The 14,990-nt window shown below is 70.7% G+C and carries 12 protein-coding genes; 4 read left to right on the top strand and 8 right to left on the bottom strand.

What is annotated here, in order from left to right; genetic code table 11:
- The first annotated feature begins 134 nt into the window (after positions 1-134).
- Positions 135-668 (top strand): copper chaperone PCu(A)C, encoded by a 534-nt coding sequence (locus O3W51_RS40465; RefSeq protein ID WP_232485164.1) that lies wholly within the window; start codon positions 135-137, stop codon positions 666-668.
- 32 nt (positions 669-700) lie between these two features.
- Here the strand turns inward: O3W51_RS40465 and O3W51_RS40460 are convergent, their stop codons facing one another.
- The 3 genes from O3W51_RS40460 to O3W51_RS40450 all read right to left on the bottom strand — a co-directional run bounded on the left by O3W51_RS40460 (position 701) and on the right by O3W51_RS40450 (position 3,205).
- Positions 701-1,453, bottom strand: coding sequence for an aspartyl/asparaginyl beta-hydroxylase domain-containing protein (locus O3W51_RS40460; protein WP_138352560.1), 753 nt, complete (start codon positions 1,451-1,453; stop codon positions 701-703).
- Positions 1,450-2,193, bottom strand: coding sequence for a sigma-70 family RNA polymerase sigma factor (locus O3W51_RS40455; protein ID WP_138352559.1), 744 nt, complete (start codon positions 2,191-2,193; stop codon positions 1,450-1,452). The genes O3W51_RS40460 and O3W51_RS40455 overlap by 4 nt, the downstream gene beginning before the upstream one ends.
- 271 nt (positions 2,194-2,464) lie before the next feature.
- Positions 2,465-3,205 carry a hypothetical protein gene (locus tag O3W51_RS40450; RefSeq protein ID WP_138352558.1) on the bottom strand — a complete coding sequence of 247 codons (741 nt, stop codon included), beginning with the start codon at positions 3,203-3,205 and terminating at the stop codon, positions 2,465-2,467.
- A 301-nt stretch (positions 3,206-3,506) separates the two neighbouring features.
- Here O3W51_RS40450 and O3W51_RS40445 point away from each other — a divergent pair, with 301 nt between their 5' ends.
- The gene (locus tag O3W51_RS40445; protein WP_138352557.1) at positions 3,507-5,576 is read left to right on the top strand and encodes a phosphocholine-specific phospholipase C; all 2,070 of its coding nucleotides are present in this window, start codon (positions 3,507-3,509) and stop codon (positions 5,574-5,576) included.
- Positions 5,577-5,610: 34 nt separating this feature from the next.
- Here O3W51_RS40445 and O3W51_RS40440 read toward each other — a convergent pair whose 3' ends face one another.
- Positions 5,611-6,390 carry an AfsR/SARP family transcriptional regulator gene (locus O3W51_RS40440; RefSeq protein WP_269288816.1) on the bottom strand — a complete coding sequence of 260 codons (780 nt, stop codon included), beginning with the start codon at positions 6,388-6,390 and terminating at the stop codon, positions 5,611-5,613.
- Between the two features lie 229 nt (positions 6,391-6,619).
- Between O3W51_RS40440 and O3W51_RS40435 the strand changes: the two genes are divergently transcribed.
- Entirely contained in the window at positions 6,620-7,369 is a 750-nt protein-coding gene (locus tag O3W51_RS40435; RefSeq protein WP_306664975.1) for a peptidoglycan-binding protein, read from the top strand.
- A 428-nt stretch (positions 7,370-7,797) separates the two neighbouring features.
- Here the strand turns inward: O3W51_RS40435 and O3W51_RS40430 are convergent, their stop codons facing one another.
- From O3W51_RS40430 to O3W51_RS40415, 4 genes are all read right to left on the bottom strand, one after another.
- On the bottom strand, positions 7,798-9,858 hold the full coding sequence (locus O3W51_RS40430; protein WP_138352554.1) for a restriction endonuclease: 2,061 nt from the start codon (positions 9,856-9,858) through the stop codon (positions 7,798-7,800).
- A gap of 124 nt (positions 9,859-9,982) precedes the next feature.
- Complete coding sequence (locus O3W51_RS40425) at positions 9,983-10,501, bottom strand: flavin reductase family protein (protein ID WP_138352553.1); 519 nt, start codon at positions 10,499-10,501, stop codon at positions 9,983-9,985.
- A complete protein-coding gene (locus O3W51_RS40420) occupies positions 10,498-12,582 on the bottom strand; it encodes a tetratricopeptide repeat protein (protein WP_138352552.1) in 2,085 nt (694 codons plus the stop codon). Before O3W51_RS40420 ends, O3W51_RS40425 begins: the two co-directional genes overlap by 4 nt.
- 82 nt (positions 12,583-12,664) lie before the next feature.
- The gene (locus tag O3W51_RS40415; protein WP_138352551.1) at positions 12,665-13,867 is read right to left on the bottom strand and encodes a hypothetical protein; all 1,203 of its coding nucleotides are present in this window, start codon (positions 13,865-13,867) and stop codon (positions 12,665-12,667) included.
- A 638-nt stretch (positions 13,868-14,505) separates the two neighbouring features.
- Between O3W51_RS40415 and O3W51_RS40410 the strand changes: the two genes are divergently transcribed.
- Positions 14,506-14,922 carry a helix-turn-helix domain-containing protein gene (locus O3W51_RS40410; RefSeq protein ID WP_138352587.1) on the top strand — a complete coding sequence of 139 codons (417 nt, stop codon included), beginning with the start codon at positions 14,506-14,508 and terminating at the stop codon, positions 14,920-14,922.
- Positions 14,923-14,990: the final 68 nt, after the last annotated feature.

Raw genomic sequence — 14,990 nt, 5'->3', positions numbered from 1 at the left:
CGCCACCCCTCCGCGCTCGTCTTCGCCCAATCCATGTGGCGCAGAACCCACCAAACCATCAGCAAACGGATCCACTACGCGCAACGACGCCTACGAGCTCTCCAACCGCCCCTGTAGTACCTGGCGGGTGCGCGATGAGTACGCCGACCCACGACGACCACGACCGGCCCGCTTCCGCCTCGGACGGCATCGTCCTTGAGGTGCCGGGTGCGATGCGCGCCGCCCTGGTCCCGGTGGCCACCTGCGTGGCCGTGCTGGCGCTGCTCACCGCCTATACGACGACGGGCGCGGCCGGTGAACCCCCGGCCCGCATCACCGTCACCGACGCCCGGGTCTTCCGGCCCACCAACACCGAGGCGACCGCGGCCTTCTTCACCCTGCGCAACTCCGGCGGCACCGACGACATCCTGCTGTCGGTGGACTCCCCGGTCCTGGGGCCGGCGATGCTCACCCGCACGGTCGTCCGCGACGGAGCCGGGCGGATGGCGCCCGCAGGCCCGGTCGCCGTGCGCGCGCACAGCGCCGTGACCATGGATCCGGCCGGGCTCGACGTCATGATCCCGCGCCCGCCGCGGCTGCCGCTGGGCGAGCGGGTGCCGTTCGTCCTGCGCTTCCGGGACAGCGGGGAAGTACGGGTCGATGCCGTGGTCGTCCGTCCGGGAGCCTGACCCCGGACGGACGACGGCCCGTCAGCCCTCGGTCACCCCTCCCCCATCAGCTTCCGGATCTCGGTGATGAGGGCGACGAGCGCGGCCCGCTCCGGGATCGTGGTGTCGGGGTGCCAGAGGTCGATCAGGAGGGCGGTGCGCGGCCGGGTGCCGCGGTTCCACGCCTCGTGCTCGAAGGAGTAGTCGAACAGCAGGCACTTGCCCTCCTCCCAGCTCCTGGTCTCACCGGCGACGGTGATGCCGCAGCCCTCCGGGATGTCCACGGCGAGGTGCAGGTTGATGCTGAAGTTCCACAGGTCGTAGTGCGGGGCGATCGACGCGCCGGGCAGCAGTGTGGAGAAGTGGCTCTCCAGGAGCGGGCAGATCTTCCCGGTGTCGACCGCGTACTCCTCGAGCACGCCGAACGCCGTCGGCACGACGTCCGCCGACTCCCGCACCAGTTCTCCCCCGCGGTACAGATACAGCGCCTGCCAGTCCTCCTGGCGCGTCAGGTAGTGCTCGTAGTCGGAGAACGCGGCCCGGCGCTCGGACCAGGCCTGCGCCAACTCGTCCCTGACGGCGGTGTGCGCGGCTTCGAGAGCGTGCACCACGGGGGCCAGCTCCAGGTGTTCGTACGGGTCGTGCCATGGGCGCTGCGAGATCCCGGGCATGATCCACTTCGCGCCCTTCTGCAGCGGGTGCCGATCCTGCCGCCCCGGCTCCAGCATCTGCTCGACGCGCACGATGGCCCCCGCTCCGTACTGCTCCCGCAGCGCGGCGAAGGCCTTCTCTATCTCGGGGGTCATGCGTGGCTCCAGACGTGCTGCTGGGTGATGTGGCGTGAACGGACGGGGTATTCGGCGGTCTCGCGCCCACGGCTGGGGTGCTCCGCGGCGGGGTGCGCCGTGGCCTGGTGCTCCGTGCCGTGCTGCCGGTGCACGGCTCCCGGGTGTGGCGCCGTCTCCGCCGCCTTCAGCAGGACGACCAGGTCGTCGCGGGCGCGGGCGACGCGGGACCGTACGGTGCCGATCGGGCAGCCGGTCGTGGAGGCGGCCTCGGCGTAGGACAGACCGAGCAGCTGGGTGAGGACGAACGCCTCACGGCGTGGCGCCTGCAGCGTGTTGAGGAGTTCGAGCATCGCCACGCCCTCCTCGAAGCCCGGCACCCCGACGGGCTGGGTTCCCTCGGCGGCGCTGCGCCAGTCGACGGCGTCGGAGATACGGGGCCGGGCGGCGGCGTGCCGGTAGCGGTCGATGACGGCCCGGCGGGCGATCGACAGCAGCCAGGTCCGCGCGCCCGAGCGGCCGGCGAACCGCGGCAGGCCGCCCAGCGCCCGCAGGAACGTGTCCTGTGTCAGGTCGTCGGCGCTGTGCACATCGCCGCTGAGATGGGCGGTGAACCGCCAGACGTCGCTGTACGTGGCCTGTACGAAACGCTCGACCGCCGCTGGATCACCGCCGCGCGCGGCCAGCGCCCACTCGGTGACCTGTTCGTCGTCCTTGCGAGCCGACGCCCTCGGGGCGCCCCTCACCAGGGCATGAGTCATCACAAAAGGTCCTTCTCGTGCTGCACGGCCGCACCACGGCGTGAAGCGGCCGTCGGCGAACGGCATCTCAGGACCGGCGGTGTCCGTCCGGACGGGCCCGGTCCGTGTCCCCCGGCCGCGGTCGGCGGGCGGTGGGAGAGATCCGTATGGTCAGGGACCGGCCTGCGCGACGGCGCCCGCCGTGGGCGCGGCGGCGTACGGGCAGGCGGGTACTCCGCCCGTCACCCGGGCGCGCGGCTTTTGTCGGCCGGGCGCGCGGGGACGAGCGGTGTCAGCAGTACTGGGCGGCTGCTGGTGGGCCCCTGCGGGACAGGACGTGGTGCAGCAGTACGCCGCGCAGCGCGTGCGCGGGAGCGTCGTCGGCGGTACGGCGCGGGCACGGCCGGCCGTCGTCCTGGGCTGTGCGGAAGAAGCGGCACAGCACGCGCCAGACGCGTCGCAACGGGGCGGTCATCAGGGCCGACAGGGCCCGTCCGAGACGGAAGGCGCCCGCCTCACCGCGCCACAGCCACAGTCCGCAGACCATGGCGGCGAGCAGGTGGGCGAGGAACATCGTGGTGGAGTCGTGGCCGCCGGGCGCCATGCCCATGAGGTCGGAGGCGGCGGTCGGGCGGCTCTCGGAACCCGACATGCCCATGCCCATGCCCATGTTCATGCTCATGTCCATGTCGCCGATGCGCATGACCGCGGACATCGCGGCGGAGCCGCCGTGCATGCCCGGCATGTCGTGGGACATGAGGCCGGCCGTTCCGCGGCCGAGCGGCTGGGTCAGGCCGAACAGGGTGTGCAGGCCGAGTTGGGCCAGGACGGTGGATCCGGTGACGACCAGAACGCCGCGTTCCCGCCCGGCCAGCCACCAGGCGGCCGAGGCCGTACCGGAGAAGGCCGCGCAGAGCGACCACCACGGAACGGCGACGCCGGAGGCCCAGGAGTGCCCGAGCGCTGCCATCAGCACGCAGACGGCCGCGAACATCGCGGCTCGTGCGGTGCGGGACGCCGGCCCGGTGGTCATGCGGCCATCGTGCCACCCCGGCCCGCCCGGTGGGAGCGATATGGCCCCGGACCTGACCGTTTGTGATGTACGTGATGAGAATCCGGCGGGTTCGGCGGTCGCCGGGCCGGATGGTACGGGGCCGGGGCGTCCTCTTGGTTTCGGTGCCGGTGGCTGCGAGCATGTCGCTCGCCCACGAGTGATCGTGGTTGGCGGAGTATTCACCGTGGTTCCATCCATCGGTCACGGAGGGTTCTCCACCACCTGAGGAGACTGGCAGCGCATCCGCACTGCCACGGACGACCCTGGAGGCCGGCCTCTCATGACCGCCATCGACCGCCGACGATTCATGCAGCTGGCCGGTGGCACCGCCGCCGCCTCCCTGCTGTCGAACAGCATCGCCCGAGCGGCGGAGATCCCGGCGAACCGCCGCACCGGCTCCCTGCGCGACGTCGAGCACATCGTCGTCCTGATGCAGGAGAACCGGTCCTTCGACCACTACTTCGGCACCCTGCGCGGCACCCGCGGGTTCGGCGACCCCCGGCCGGTGGTGCTACCCAGCGGCAAGACGGTCTTCCACCAGTCCGACGGCACGAAGGACGTCCTGCCCTTCCACCCGGAGGCGGACAATCTCGGCCTGCAGTTCCTCCAGGACCTCAACCACGACTGGAACGGCGGCCACGCCGCCTTCAACCAGGGCAAGTACGACCGCTGGGTGCCGGCCAAGACCGCGACGACGATGGCCTACCTGACGCGCGAGGACATCCCCTTCCACTACGCGCTGGCCGACACGTTCACCATCTGCGACGCGTACCACTGCTCGCTGCTCGGCCCCACGGACCCCAACCGCTACTACATGTGGACCGGCTTCGTCGGCAACGACGGCACCGGCGGCGGACCCGTCATCACCAACGCCGAGGCCGGCTACTCCTGGACGACCTACCCCGAGCGCCTGGAGAAGGCCGGGGTGTCCTGGAAGATCTACCAGGACGTGGGCGACGGACTCGACGCCGCCGGCGGCTGGGGCTGGATCGAGGACGCCTACCGGGGCAACTACGGCGACAACTCGCTGCTCTACTTCAACCAGTACCGCAACGCGAAGCCGGGCGACCCGCTGTACGACAAGGCCCGCACCGGCACCGACGCCAAGGCGGGCGAGGGGTTCTTCGACATCCTCAAGGCCGATGTGGCGGCCGACCGGCTGCCCGCGGTCTCCTGGATCGCGGCCCCCGAGGCCTTCACCGAGCACCCGAACTGGCCGGTCAACTACGGCGCCTGGTACATCTCCCAGGTGCTGGACGCGCTGACGTCCAACCCCGAGGTGTGGAGCAAGACCGCGGTCTTCATCACCTACGACGAGAACGACGGCTTCTTCGACCACGCCGTGCCGCCGTACCCGCCGTCCTCCCCGGCGCAGGGCAAGTCGACCGTGGACATCACGGGCGAGCTGTTCACGCCCACCGGAACCGACCACAGCGTGCCCGGCGCCTACGGCCTGGGGCAGCGGGTCCCGATGTTCGTGGTGTCCCCGTGGAGCAAGGGCGGCTGGGTCAACTCCCAGGTCTTCGACCACACCTCGATCATCCGGTTCATCGAGCAGCGCTTCGGCGTCCACGAGCCGAACATCTCGCCCTGGCGCCGGGCGGTCTGCGGCGACCTCACCACCGCGTTCCAGTTCGGCAGGACCGACACCAGGGTCCCGTCGCTCCCCGACACCGCGGGCTACGTGCCGCCGGACCGGGACCGGCACCCCGACTACGTGCCGGCGCCCCCGGCCAACCCGGTGCTGCCGAAGCAGGAACCCGGTCTGCGCCCGGCCCGCGCGCTGCCGTACGACCTGGCCGCCGACGCCGGGGTCGACGTCAAGGGCCACCGGCTGAAGATCGACTTCGCCAACCACGGCAAGGCCGGCGCGAACCTGTACGTCACCTCCCCGACCAACACCGACGGCCCGTGGACGTACACCGTCGAGGCGGGACGACGGCTGTCCGACAGCCTGGCCATCGCTCCGGCGGGGCACAGCGCCTACGACTTCACCGTGCACGGCCCCAACGGCTTCCTGCGGCAGTTCGCGGGTCACGCCGGCAGCCGGGGCCCGGAGGTCACCGCGGCCCATGACGGCAGCAGCGGCCAGGTGCGGCTGGTGCTCAGCAATCCGGGCACGACGACCGTCAAGCTCACCGTCAAGGACGGGTACGGGCACGAGCGCCCGGCCACGTACCGGCTGCGGCCCGGCGCGCGCGCCGTCCACACCGCGCACCCGCGCCACAGCCACGACTGGTACGACCTGACGGTCTGCTCCGAGCAGGACGGCGGTTTCCTTCGCCGGCTGGCCGGCCATGTCGAGACCGGCAAGCCCGGTACGAGCGACCCGGCGATCGCCACGCGCTGACCGCTGCTCCCGCTGTTCCTTCGTCCCTCCTCTGCTAGACGGTCAGAGCCGGCCTGGCGAGCGCCGGGTCCTGGCGGAGGATCGACTGCTGGAGCCGGGCCAGTTCATGGCCCGGCTCCACCCCCAGCTCGTCGATGAGCATCGCCCGGGTCGTCCTGAACAGCGCGAGTGCCTCCGCCTGCCGGCCCGAGCGGTAGAGCGCCAGCATGAGGCCGGCGCGCGGCCCCTCCCGCAGCGGGCATTCGCGGATGACGCCCTTCAGCAGGGCGACGGCCTCCTCGTTCCGGCCGAGTGCCAGGGAGGCCGTCGCCAGGTACTCGGTCGCGGACGTCCGCAACTCCTCCAGCCTCGCGATCTCCGCGGCGAGCGGCTCATGATCGGCGAGACCGGCCATCGCGGGCCCGCGCCACAGCCGCAGCGCCCTGGTCAGACAGCGGTACGCCTCCATCGCTCGGCCCGCCTCGAGCAGCGACCTGCCGTCCGACACGAGCCGCGCGAACCGGACTCCGTCGACCTGTTCGTCCGGAGCGTGCAGTGAATACCCGCCGGGAACGCTGCGCACCAGGCGCACCGATCCGTCGGGCGGCCCCGGTTCCAGGAGTTTCCTGAATCGCGAGACATAACTCTGGAGACTGTTGACGGCGCTGGGCGGCGCCTCGTCCCCCCATACGTAGTCGATGAGCCGGGGCACCGGAACGAATGTGTTGCGGTGCATCAACAGAGCTGCCACGACAGCCTGTTGTCTACGCCCTCCCGGGCTGATCGAACGGTTTTCGTCGGCGATGGTGACAGGTCCGAGTAAGCGGAACTCCATGGTCTCCCCCCAGACCGATGGTGCGTCTTTCACGGTCATTGTTTAACACGCGCATCTCATGGATGAGAAGTAGGCCTGGTACGCACCTTGCACGCAAGTTGCACGAATTCTGCAAGGTCACCCGGGGACTGTGTCTTTACCGGCTCCAACGGTGGAGCCGACGGGGGTGATTCACATGTCCGCAGACCCATTATCGGCGCAAACGGTACAAGGAGATCCCGACGCGGTCATGCGGACCGCGGCCGGGCAGGTCGGCGTCCATGAGGGCCGCGATCACGGCGCCTGGAACAACATCCAGCGGTACAGCGACGAGGTCCCCGGCCTGGAGTGGTCGCAGGGGCAGCCCTGGTGCGCGACCTTCGTCTCCTGGGTGGCGCTGCGCGCCGGCGCGGCCGCCCTGTTCCCGCGTACCGCGTCGTGCGCCACGGGCGTCGCCTGGTTCAAGGAGCGCGGGCGGTTCTCGGAGTATCCGGCGGTAGGAGCCCAGGTCTTCTACGGTGTCGGCGGTTCTGAGCACACCGGCGTGGTGGAGCGGTTCGACGCCACGCGCATCTACACCATCGAGGGCAACACCAACGTGAACGGCTCCGCCGAGGGCGACGGGGTCTACCGGCGGGTGCGCGAACGCACCTCGCCCCGGGTGTACGGCTACGGCTACCCGAAGTACCCGGGCGGCATCGCCTCCGCCGATCCGGCCTGGCCCCGCCCGACACCCACCCCGCACCCGCCCGCCCTGGAACCGTTCCCCGGTGCGCAGTGGTTCCACACCGCTCCGCACAGCCCGGTCATCACGGCGATGGGCCGCCGGCTGGTGGCCGAAGGGGTGGCGTTGTACAGCCAGGGGCCCGGCCCGCAGTGGACGGATACCGACCGGCGTTCGTACGCGAAGTTCCAGCTGAAGATCGGTTACCGGGGTTCGGACGCCGACGGCTGGCCCGGTCCGGTTTCCTGGGCGAAGCTGCGCGTGCCTAATACCTGACCTTTCGCCCGGAATTCCCTCTTCGAATTCCCGTCCCACGTACATGAGTTCGCATTTCTGCGACGCGAGGGAATTCCACTCCGGAAGGTCGCCATGCCTCGATCCAGCACACCCAGGAATCCTGCGCCGACGCAGCCGGCCGCGCCCTCCGTCTCCCTGCCCAAGGGCGGCGGAGCGGTGCGCGGGATCGGTGAGAAATTCGCCGCGAATCCGGCAACCGGAACGGGTCGGATGACCGTGCCGATCGCGACGAGCCCCGGCCCGTCCGCGCTGGACCCCGACTACGGCGAGCACGGCACCGGGACTCCTCGCTCCGAGGAGGACGGCGCGTGGCTCTGCCGCCGACGCCGTCGACGAGATCTTCCTCGTCGTCAACTACACGATCACCTGAACGGGCACGGCGTCGGTCGGGGCCCTGCGGGAGGGTCCTAACCGACGTCGATGCCGTACTCCCGGACCAGCGCTTCCAGCCCGCCCTCGTATCCCTTGCCGCCGATGACGAACTCCCAGTCGCCGCTGGCCCGACGGCGGAAGGAGCCGAGGATCAGCGCGGTCTCCCCGGCCCGGCCGTCGGAGACCTCCAGCCGGTCGAGTTCGGCTCCCGAACCGTCGGACAGCCGGATGAAGGAGTCGGTGAAGCCGGCGAGGTCGGCGTGCGGATTGATCTCGGGGTCGATCGACACCGCCAGCACGAGCCGGTCGGCACTCGCGGGAAGGGCGTCGAAGGCGACCCGGACGGCCGCCTTGTCCCGGGCGGGCCGGGACACCGCCCGCACTGCCCCGTCGGGAGTCTGCGCGTTGTTGAAGAAGACGAAGTGGTCGTCGCTCAGCGCGCGGTTCCCCCGGCAGACGAGTGCGCACACATCCAGCGCGACGCCACCCGACCAGGACATTCCCAACAGGTTGTACTCGGTGTCAGGGACGGCCGCCGCGGCCGGTGGAGTCGTCCGCTGGGCGGGCACCGCGGGGCCGCCGCCGAGCCGGCCGCGCAGCCCGTGGCGGCCCAGCAGATCGACGAGCTCGGGGCCGGAGATCAGCGTCAGCGGTTTGCCGCTGGCGAAGGTGTAGGAGCCGGGGCCGTAGCCCGAGGTCGTCACCAGGACGCCCTTGATCGCCCCCGCCCCCTGCACCGTTCCGAACAGATCGCGTACGGCGGTGGGCGGCACGGTGTGGCGGTATCGCTTCACCTGCACGATGATCGTGCCGCCGCTGATGGGGTCCGGGTCCAGCGCCTCGACGTCGACACCGCCGTCGTTGGAGCGCTGCGTCATGACCGCCTGCATGCCGCGGGCCCGGAACAGCTCCGCCACCAGCGACTCGAACTCGATGGGGTCCATCTCGAAGAGGTCCGGGTCCTCCCCTCCCCCGTGCGAGACCGTGCCACGGCCCAGGTCCGCCGGAACCGCGCCCGGCCGCACCACGGTGCGCTGGTCGGGGCGCGCGGACAGCTTGCCGCCCAGGCCGTCGACGAGACAGTCCACCGCGCTGACCTGCACCAGGTTCAGCCGCTCGAAGACCTGGCGGTCCGCCGCGACCGTGGCGAGGAAGAGCTGGGCGCGCAGTCCGGTCGAGGGGTCGTGGTCGTCCACGAAACCGTTGAGCGTGACCGAGTCCAGCGTGCCGAACTCGTCCGCCGCGAACAGCTCGCGCAGCGCCAGCAGCACGCACTGCGCCACCACGTCCCGGTAGACGGCCCGGCGCTGCCCGACCGGCCTGGCCGTCTCCTTGTCCTGGTCCGCGCCCGGCATGTACCGCACCAGCTTGGCCTCCGGCACGATGTCGTAACCCGGGAGTTCCCAGTTCAGCACGAGGCGGCGGGCGGCCGCGTCGTAGGCGCACGACACCTGGCGCGGGAATCCCTCCGGCCAGGCCGTGGAGGCGTACAGCGCCGCGGAGAAGTACTCCACCACCGTCTCCGGGTCCCCCCGGCGCATCCCGCTCACGTTCTCCGCGATACCGGTGTTGTGCCGGCGGATCTCCGCCAGCTGGGTGGCGCGCCAGGCGTCGTACTGCCGCCCGTGCGACGTCAGTTGCTGCTGCCGCTGCGCCTCGGCGGTCCGCGCGGCCGCCAGGTCGTGCTCGTACCGGGCCTGGGCCTCCTCCTGGGCCCGCCGGCCCGAGCCGAAACCCCAGCCGGACTGCGGGCGGTAGGCGCTCTGCTGCGGCATCGGGACGGGGACGGCGAGCCTGCCGGGGGCGAACGGCTCCAGCTGCTCGGACCGGAGCAGGGCCGACGTGCGGAACGCCGGGGCCCGGCAGCCCGTCGCGAGCAGCCGGGTCAACGACTCGACCCGCGCGTCCAGTTCCTCGGTACGCCGCCTGGCGTCCGCCTCGCGGCGCTGCCGGTACGCGGCCTGCTGCTCCCGGTTGCTGCGGGCGAGTTCCCGTTCGGCGTAGCGCTGTTCCCGTTGATGCGCTTCCAACTGGCGCTGCCTCTGCCGCTGCGCCTCGGCCCACACGCCCATCGACCGGTTGGAGCGACTACTCATCCGGGCACACGCCCTCCCCCCGGGTCGCATCACGGACCCGGAACTGTGCACTGGCACACCCACCAGCAGTACGGCATTTCGCGGTGATCCGACTCTAGTCGGCGTCCGGCCGGTTGATACCTGTTCAGGTCGTTTCCGGGTCGGGACCGCGATGGAAACGGCCGTCGAGGAAGAGCAGCGGCGCGCCGGGCTCCGCGTGGTGGTCGAGCACCTCTCCGATGAGGACGAGATGGTCCCCGGCGGGGACGATACGGTCGCGGCGGCAGATCAGGGTGCCGATCGTGCCGTCGAGGAGCGGTACCCCGTAGGGTCCCGGCCGGGTGGTGAGGCGTTCGAAGCGGTCGCCGGGGCCGGCGAAGCGGGCCGCCAGTTCGCGCTGGTCGGCGGCGAGCAGATGCACCGCGAAGTGCGGGGCGGCGGTGAAGGCGGCCCGGTGGTTGGACGCGCGGTTGAGGCACCACAGGACCAGCGGCGGGTCGAGGGACAGGGAGGTGAAGGAGTTCACCGTCAGTCCGGCCGGGCGCCCCCGGCGGACGGTGGTGACGACCGCCACACCGGTGGCGAAGCGCCCGAGCACCGACCGCAGCGGCCGCTGCTGCTCGCGTACCGCTTCGTCCGTCGTCACCGCTCCGTCCGCGCTCATCGCGCGGCTGCCGCCTTGCGCCGGCAGGTGTCCAGTGCCTCGGTGATGTCGGAGTCGTCCGGTGCCAGCCCGGCGGCGATCTCCAGGTCGGCGAGGGCTTCCTCCCAGTGGCCGGTGTCCTGGTGGACGAAGGCACGGTTGTAGCGCAGCGCGGGGTCGTCCGGCTGCAAGTCCACGGCGTGGCCGAGGTCGAGGGCGGCGGTGTCCAGTTCGCCCATGTCGTAGGCGAGGGCGGCGCGTCCGGACAGTGCCGTGATCATGTCCGGATCAGCGGTGAGCGCGCGGTCGAACGCGGCCCGGGACTCCTCGAACTCCTCGCGTTCCGCGTGCACCTGGCCCAGGACCGCGTGCAGATACGGGTTGTCGGGCTCGTAGCCGAGGCCGGTGTTCGCGTCCTGCTCGGCCGCGTCCAGCTCGCCCGCCTCCAGCAGCAGACCGGCCCGGTTGACGTACGCGTCGACGAACTCCGGGACGAGTTCGAGTACATAGCTGAAGTCGGCGAGCGCGCCCTCGGTGTCACCCTCGTTGAGCCGGAGGTCGCCGCGGTTGTAGTAGATCTCCGGGAACGGCGGGGAGAGCCGCATGGCCCTCGCGTAGTCCTCGAACGCCTCCTCGGGGCGGCCCAGCCGGCGCAGGATGTTGCCGCGTTCCAGGTAGTGCTCGGCGTGGTTGGGGTCCTCCCGGATGACGATCGCGTAGTCCGCGAGGGCTTCCTGGATGCGGCCGAGACTGAGGTAGACCCGGGCCCTGTTGTTCTTCAGCACCGAGCGGTGCAGGACGTGCTCGTCCGGGCCGAGCAGCTCGTCGAGGCTGCTGATCGCCTCGTCGACCAGCCGCAGCGCCTCGGTCGGCTCGCCGAGATTGACCTCCACCAGGGCCAGGCCGTTCTTGTAGAAGGCGCTCTGGAAGGCCCGGTCGCTGCGGTTCTCGATCAGTGACGCGGTGGCGATGGCGGAGTTCAGCCAGGCCTTGGCCTTGAACTCGTCGCGGTCCTCGGGGTCGTTGTGCCGGGTGTAGAGCATGGCCGTGTTGTAGGCGGCGGCCATGTGGACGGCGGGCTTGACGGAGTTCAGCCGGGCCTGGTCGTCCAGCTTCTCGGCCTCGTAGGTGCGGCCGAGGATGGAGAGGGAGAGCGTCACGCCCTTGGTGAACGCCCACCAGCGGTCGTGTTCCGTCCGGGGGTCGACGAGCGCCAGTCCGCGCCGGCCGTAGTCGACGCACGCCTCGTAGAATCCGTTGCACAGGCTGTGGTCCATGGCGTGGAAGACCGCGGGAACGCCCGCGCCGCCGGGGTCGGAGCCGTGCTCCAGGTGGTAGGCGATGGCGCCGAGGCGGAGCGACTCCTCGTCCCGTTCGGCGAGTTCGGCGGCGCGCCGGTCGTGCAGCAGTGCCCGTGCCGCGGGGTCGAGTGCCTCGTAGGCCGCGCGCGGCGCCGGCTCGTCGGTGGTGCAGTCCGAGGCGACATAGGCCCACGCGTCGGCGGGCCCGCCCGCCGCGTCGGCCTGACGGACCTCGGTGACCCGGGCGCGGGCTGCGAGGACGGCGAGCAGGGCCTCGTCGGCGGGTCCGGTGCCGCCGCTGCGCACGACGACGGTCAGGTGCGCGGGGTCGATCCGGCGGACCAGTGCGGTGAGGAACTCCAGGTCGGTGGCCTCGGCCCGGTCGGCGTTCTCCACGACGAGGACGCGCGGCCCGTCGGCGGCCAGGCCGTCGCGGACGAACTCCACCAGGCCGTTGGAGATACGCGTGGTGCGCAGCCGGGCGTAGTAGCGGGTGCGCTCGGCCGGGAGCGCCATGGAGGTGAGCGTCTCGCGGGAGTTGGGGACGACGGAGCGGAGGTCCGGCGCGGCGGAGAGCAGTTCGATGTCGTACCGCTCGACCAGCTTCCGGTCGCGGAGCAGGACGTCGGGCACCATGGCGCGTACGAGGGTCCCGGCCGCGGTGTACGGTCCGCGCAGTCCGCGGTGCGCGTTCACGACCATGACCGGTCCGGCCGGCAGGCCGAGCCGTTCCATGGCGGCCTCGCGGTCCCGGACCAGCCCGCCGCGGACCCAGTGGTGAGTGGGGACAACCTCGTTCATGCGGACTGCTCCTCTGCGTCGCGTCGTACGGCGTTCCGGTGGGCTGCGGTCGGTGCGGGCCGTGGTCGGTGCCGGCCTCGGTTCAGCTGGCGGTGGCGGGGGTGCGGCGGCGGTAGCCGCGGACGGCGAGGATGCCAGCGAGGATCAGCTCGCCGAAGTTGAGGATCAGGAAGACCGTCACGTCCAGGACGTTCAGCGGCGAGATGTCGGAGAAGAGCTTTCTGACGGCCATCTCGGTGATCCGGATCGCGGCGGGGACGACGGCGGTGATCAGCAGGCCGGTGAGGACCGCGTAGCCCGTGACCATGAGCCAGACGTACCAGCGGGCGACCTCGCGGTCGCGCGGGGTCCAGGTCTCCGCGTCCACGATCTTGTCGCGCCGCCCGATCAGGCCGTAGAGCCGGTTCTGCAGCATGCCCTTGGCGACGGTCTGCAGATCGTTGCAGCCCAGCACCGTGGTGGCGAGGTAGTACAGGTCGGTGCGCAGGAAGAAGTAGAACTGCCAGGCGAAGCGGAGCAGGGTGCCGAAGGCCATCGCGAGCAGGAAGCGGCCCATGAATCCGGCGAAGCCGTCGGACGAGACCAGGGGCACCGCGGCGAGCGTCAGCCCGGTGACGACCAGGACGTCGACGAGCATGCCCGCGAGCATCGGCAGGTAGCGCTTGCGCCGGGGCACGGCGACGAGGCCGTCCAGCTTGGTCAGGAAGACGACGTAGTAGAAGCGCCGGCCGATGCTGAGGGAGGAGTTGAGGCCCAGTCTGCGTCCGGCCAGTGCGTGGTAGGACTCGTGCAGCAGGATCCACGGCGCCTGGCCGAGGACGTTGCCGAGGGCGAGCGCCACCAGGGACGAGCTGGTGAAGAAGATGTTGTGGTAGGTCGGGACCACGGCCGGTTCACGGAACATGGCGACGATGCCGGCGATGAACAGCAGTCCGTACAGCACCCAGGCCACGGGAGAGAAGAGCGCCCGGCCGAGCCGCTGCCAGCGCACCGCGCCCGCCTCGACGACCTCCTCGCCGTCCGGCACGAGCAGTTCGAAGGCCTCCAGGACTTCGAGGAATTCCACCATGTCCACGGTCTCGCCGTACTGGGTGTTGTACCAGCGGGCGGCGTCGTTCGGGGTCTCCCCGGTCTCCAGGCGGCGCAGCAGCGCCGCGCCGTCGGCGGGGAAGAGGCCGTAGGAATCGATGTCGGCCCGTCCCACGGTGACCTCGTCGCCTTCCTCGAGGAAGGTCAGCGGGTACAGCCTCAGGGGTCGGTCGAGGTCCACTGCCGCGGCGTCCATCACTACCTCACTGTCACTGGTCCGCAGAAGTGCCGGTCCGGGCCGCGGACACCGTGGCCCGGACCGGCTGGAGCTCCACGAGCCGCGGCGGACCGGTCTCGACCGGCTCGCCGCGGCCCGTAAGGGTTGGGTCAGGCGAGGACGGGCGTGCCACCGCAGTAGCAGGACGTCGCGGCGGAGGTCAGACGGACGGTGCCGGCCTTGCGGACAACGATCTTCTTCATGTTGTGCTCCTTTTCCGTGATGTGACGCATCGTCGGGCGCGGTCGCGCCCGACGCTCCCGGCAGCCGGGAGGGTCTGTGTGGCGCAAAGGAACAGAGACTGATGTGAATGAGATTTGCTCCCTCATTCATCTCCGCTGACAGGCTGGCACGCGTCCTCCCGGCCGTCAACAGTCGGACACGGCGTACATCTGACAGGACGACAGATCGGATGTCAGGCCAACAATCGCTCGTTTCAAGCCAGTTGGGGAGTCCCTCGGGACCCGGCGAACATGCACCCGGTCTCCACAGCCAAGGCGGTCAGAACCCGCGCGTCACCAACTAAGATGCGTGAGACGCAGAGCGGACCCCACCCGCGCTTACCACAGGCGATACGCAGGGCACTCGACCAAGGGAGGTATGCGGTGCCTGATCCGATGTCCGGCACCCCGACGCTCGCGGACAAGATCGACCGGCTGTTCGACGTCGTCCGCGGACCGGACCACACGCCGTACACCCACGAGGAAGTGGCGCGGGCGTGCCGCGAGGCCACCGGGGAGAGCTTTTCAGCCACTTATTTGTGGCAACTGCGCACGGGCCGAAGGGACAATCCGACCAAACGTCACCTCGAAGCACTGGCTCAATTCTTCCAGGTGCCGCCGATGTATTTCTTCGACGACCAACAGAGCGCCCAGATCGCGCAGGAGCTCCAGCTCCTCGGGGCGCTGCGGGACGCAGGAGTACGCGAGGTGGCGTTGCGCGCGGTCAACCTGTCGCCCGAGGGCCTCGGCACCATCAGCGACATGATCGAAGTCATTGCCCGCAGAGAGGCGGGATTGCGCCGCGCGGACTGATATCCACTGGTCCACCCCTGGGCATAGGATCGCTCATCGCTCATATCGCTCATGAGTGGTTGCTGATC

Source organism: Streptomyces sp. H39-C1, assembly GCF_027158125.1.
Taxonomy (GTDB): Bacteria; Actinomycetota; Actinomycetes; order Streptomycetales; family Streptomycetaceae; genus Actinacidiphila; species Actinacidiphila fildesensis.
This window is presented reverse-complemented; position numbering and strand designations above follow the sequence as displayed.

Excerpts from the sequence above, each read along its gene's own strand:
- O3W51_RS40465 (WP_232485164.1), top strand. The coding sequence starts at position 135 with ATGAGTACGCCGACCCACGACGACCACGACCGGCCCGCTTCCGCCTCG.
- O3W51_RS40460 (WP_138352560.1), bottom strand. The coding sequence starts at position 1,453 with ATGACCCCCGAGATAGAGAAGGCCTTCGCCGCGCTGCGGGAGCAGTAC.
- O3W51_RS40455 (WP_138352559.1), bottom strand. The coding sequence starts at position 2,193 with ATGACTCATGCCCTGGTGAGGGGCGCCCCGAGGGCGTCGGCTCGCAAG.
- O3W51_RS40450 (WP_138352558.1), bottom strand. The coding sequence starts at position 3,205 with ATGACCACCGGGCCGGCGTCCCGCACCGCACGAGCCGCGATGTTCGCG.
- O3W51_RS40445 (WP_138352557.1), top strand. The coding sequence starts at position 3,507 with ATGACCGCCATCGACCGCCGACGATTCATGCAGCTGGCCGGTGGCACC.
- O3W51_RS40440 (WP_269288816.1), bottom strand. The coding sequence starts at position 6,390 with ATGGAGTTCCGCTTACTCGGACCTGTCACCATCGCCGACGAAAACCGT.
- O3W51_RS40435 (WP_306664975.1), top strand. The coding sequence starts at position 6,620 with ATGCGGACCGCGGCCGGGCAGGTCGGCGTCCATGAGGGCCGCGATCAC.
- O3W51_RS40430 (WP_138352554.1), bottom strand. The coding sequence starts at position 9,858 with ATGAGTAGTCGCTCCAACCGGTCGATGGGCGTGTGGGCCGAGGCGCAG.
- O3W51_RS40425 (WP_138352553.1), bottom strand. The coding sequence starts at position 10,501 with ATGAGCGCGGACGGAGCGGTGACGACGGACGAAGCGGTACGCGAGCAG.
- O3W51_RS40420 (WP_138352552.1), bottom strand. The coding sequence starts at position 12,582 with ATGAACGAGGTTGTCCCCACTCACCACTGGGTCCGCGGCGGGCTGGTC.
- O3W51_RS40415 (WP_138352551.1), bottom strand. The coding sequence starts at position 13,867 with ATGGACGCCGCGGCAGTGGACCTCGACCGACCCCTGAGGCTGTACCCG.
- O3W51_RS40410 (WP_138352587.1), top strand. The coding sequence starts at position 14,506 with ATGTCCGGCACCCCGACGCTCGCGGACAAGATCGACCGGCTGTTCGAC.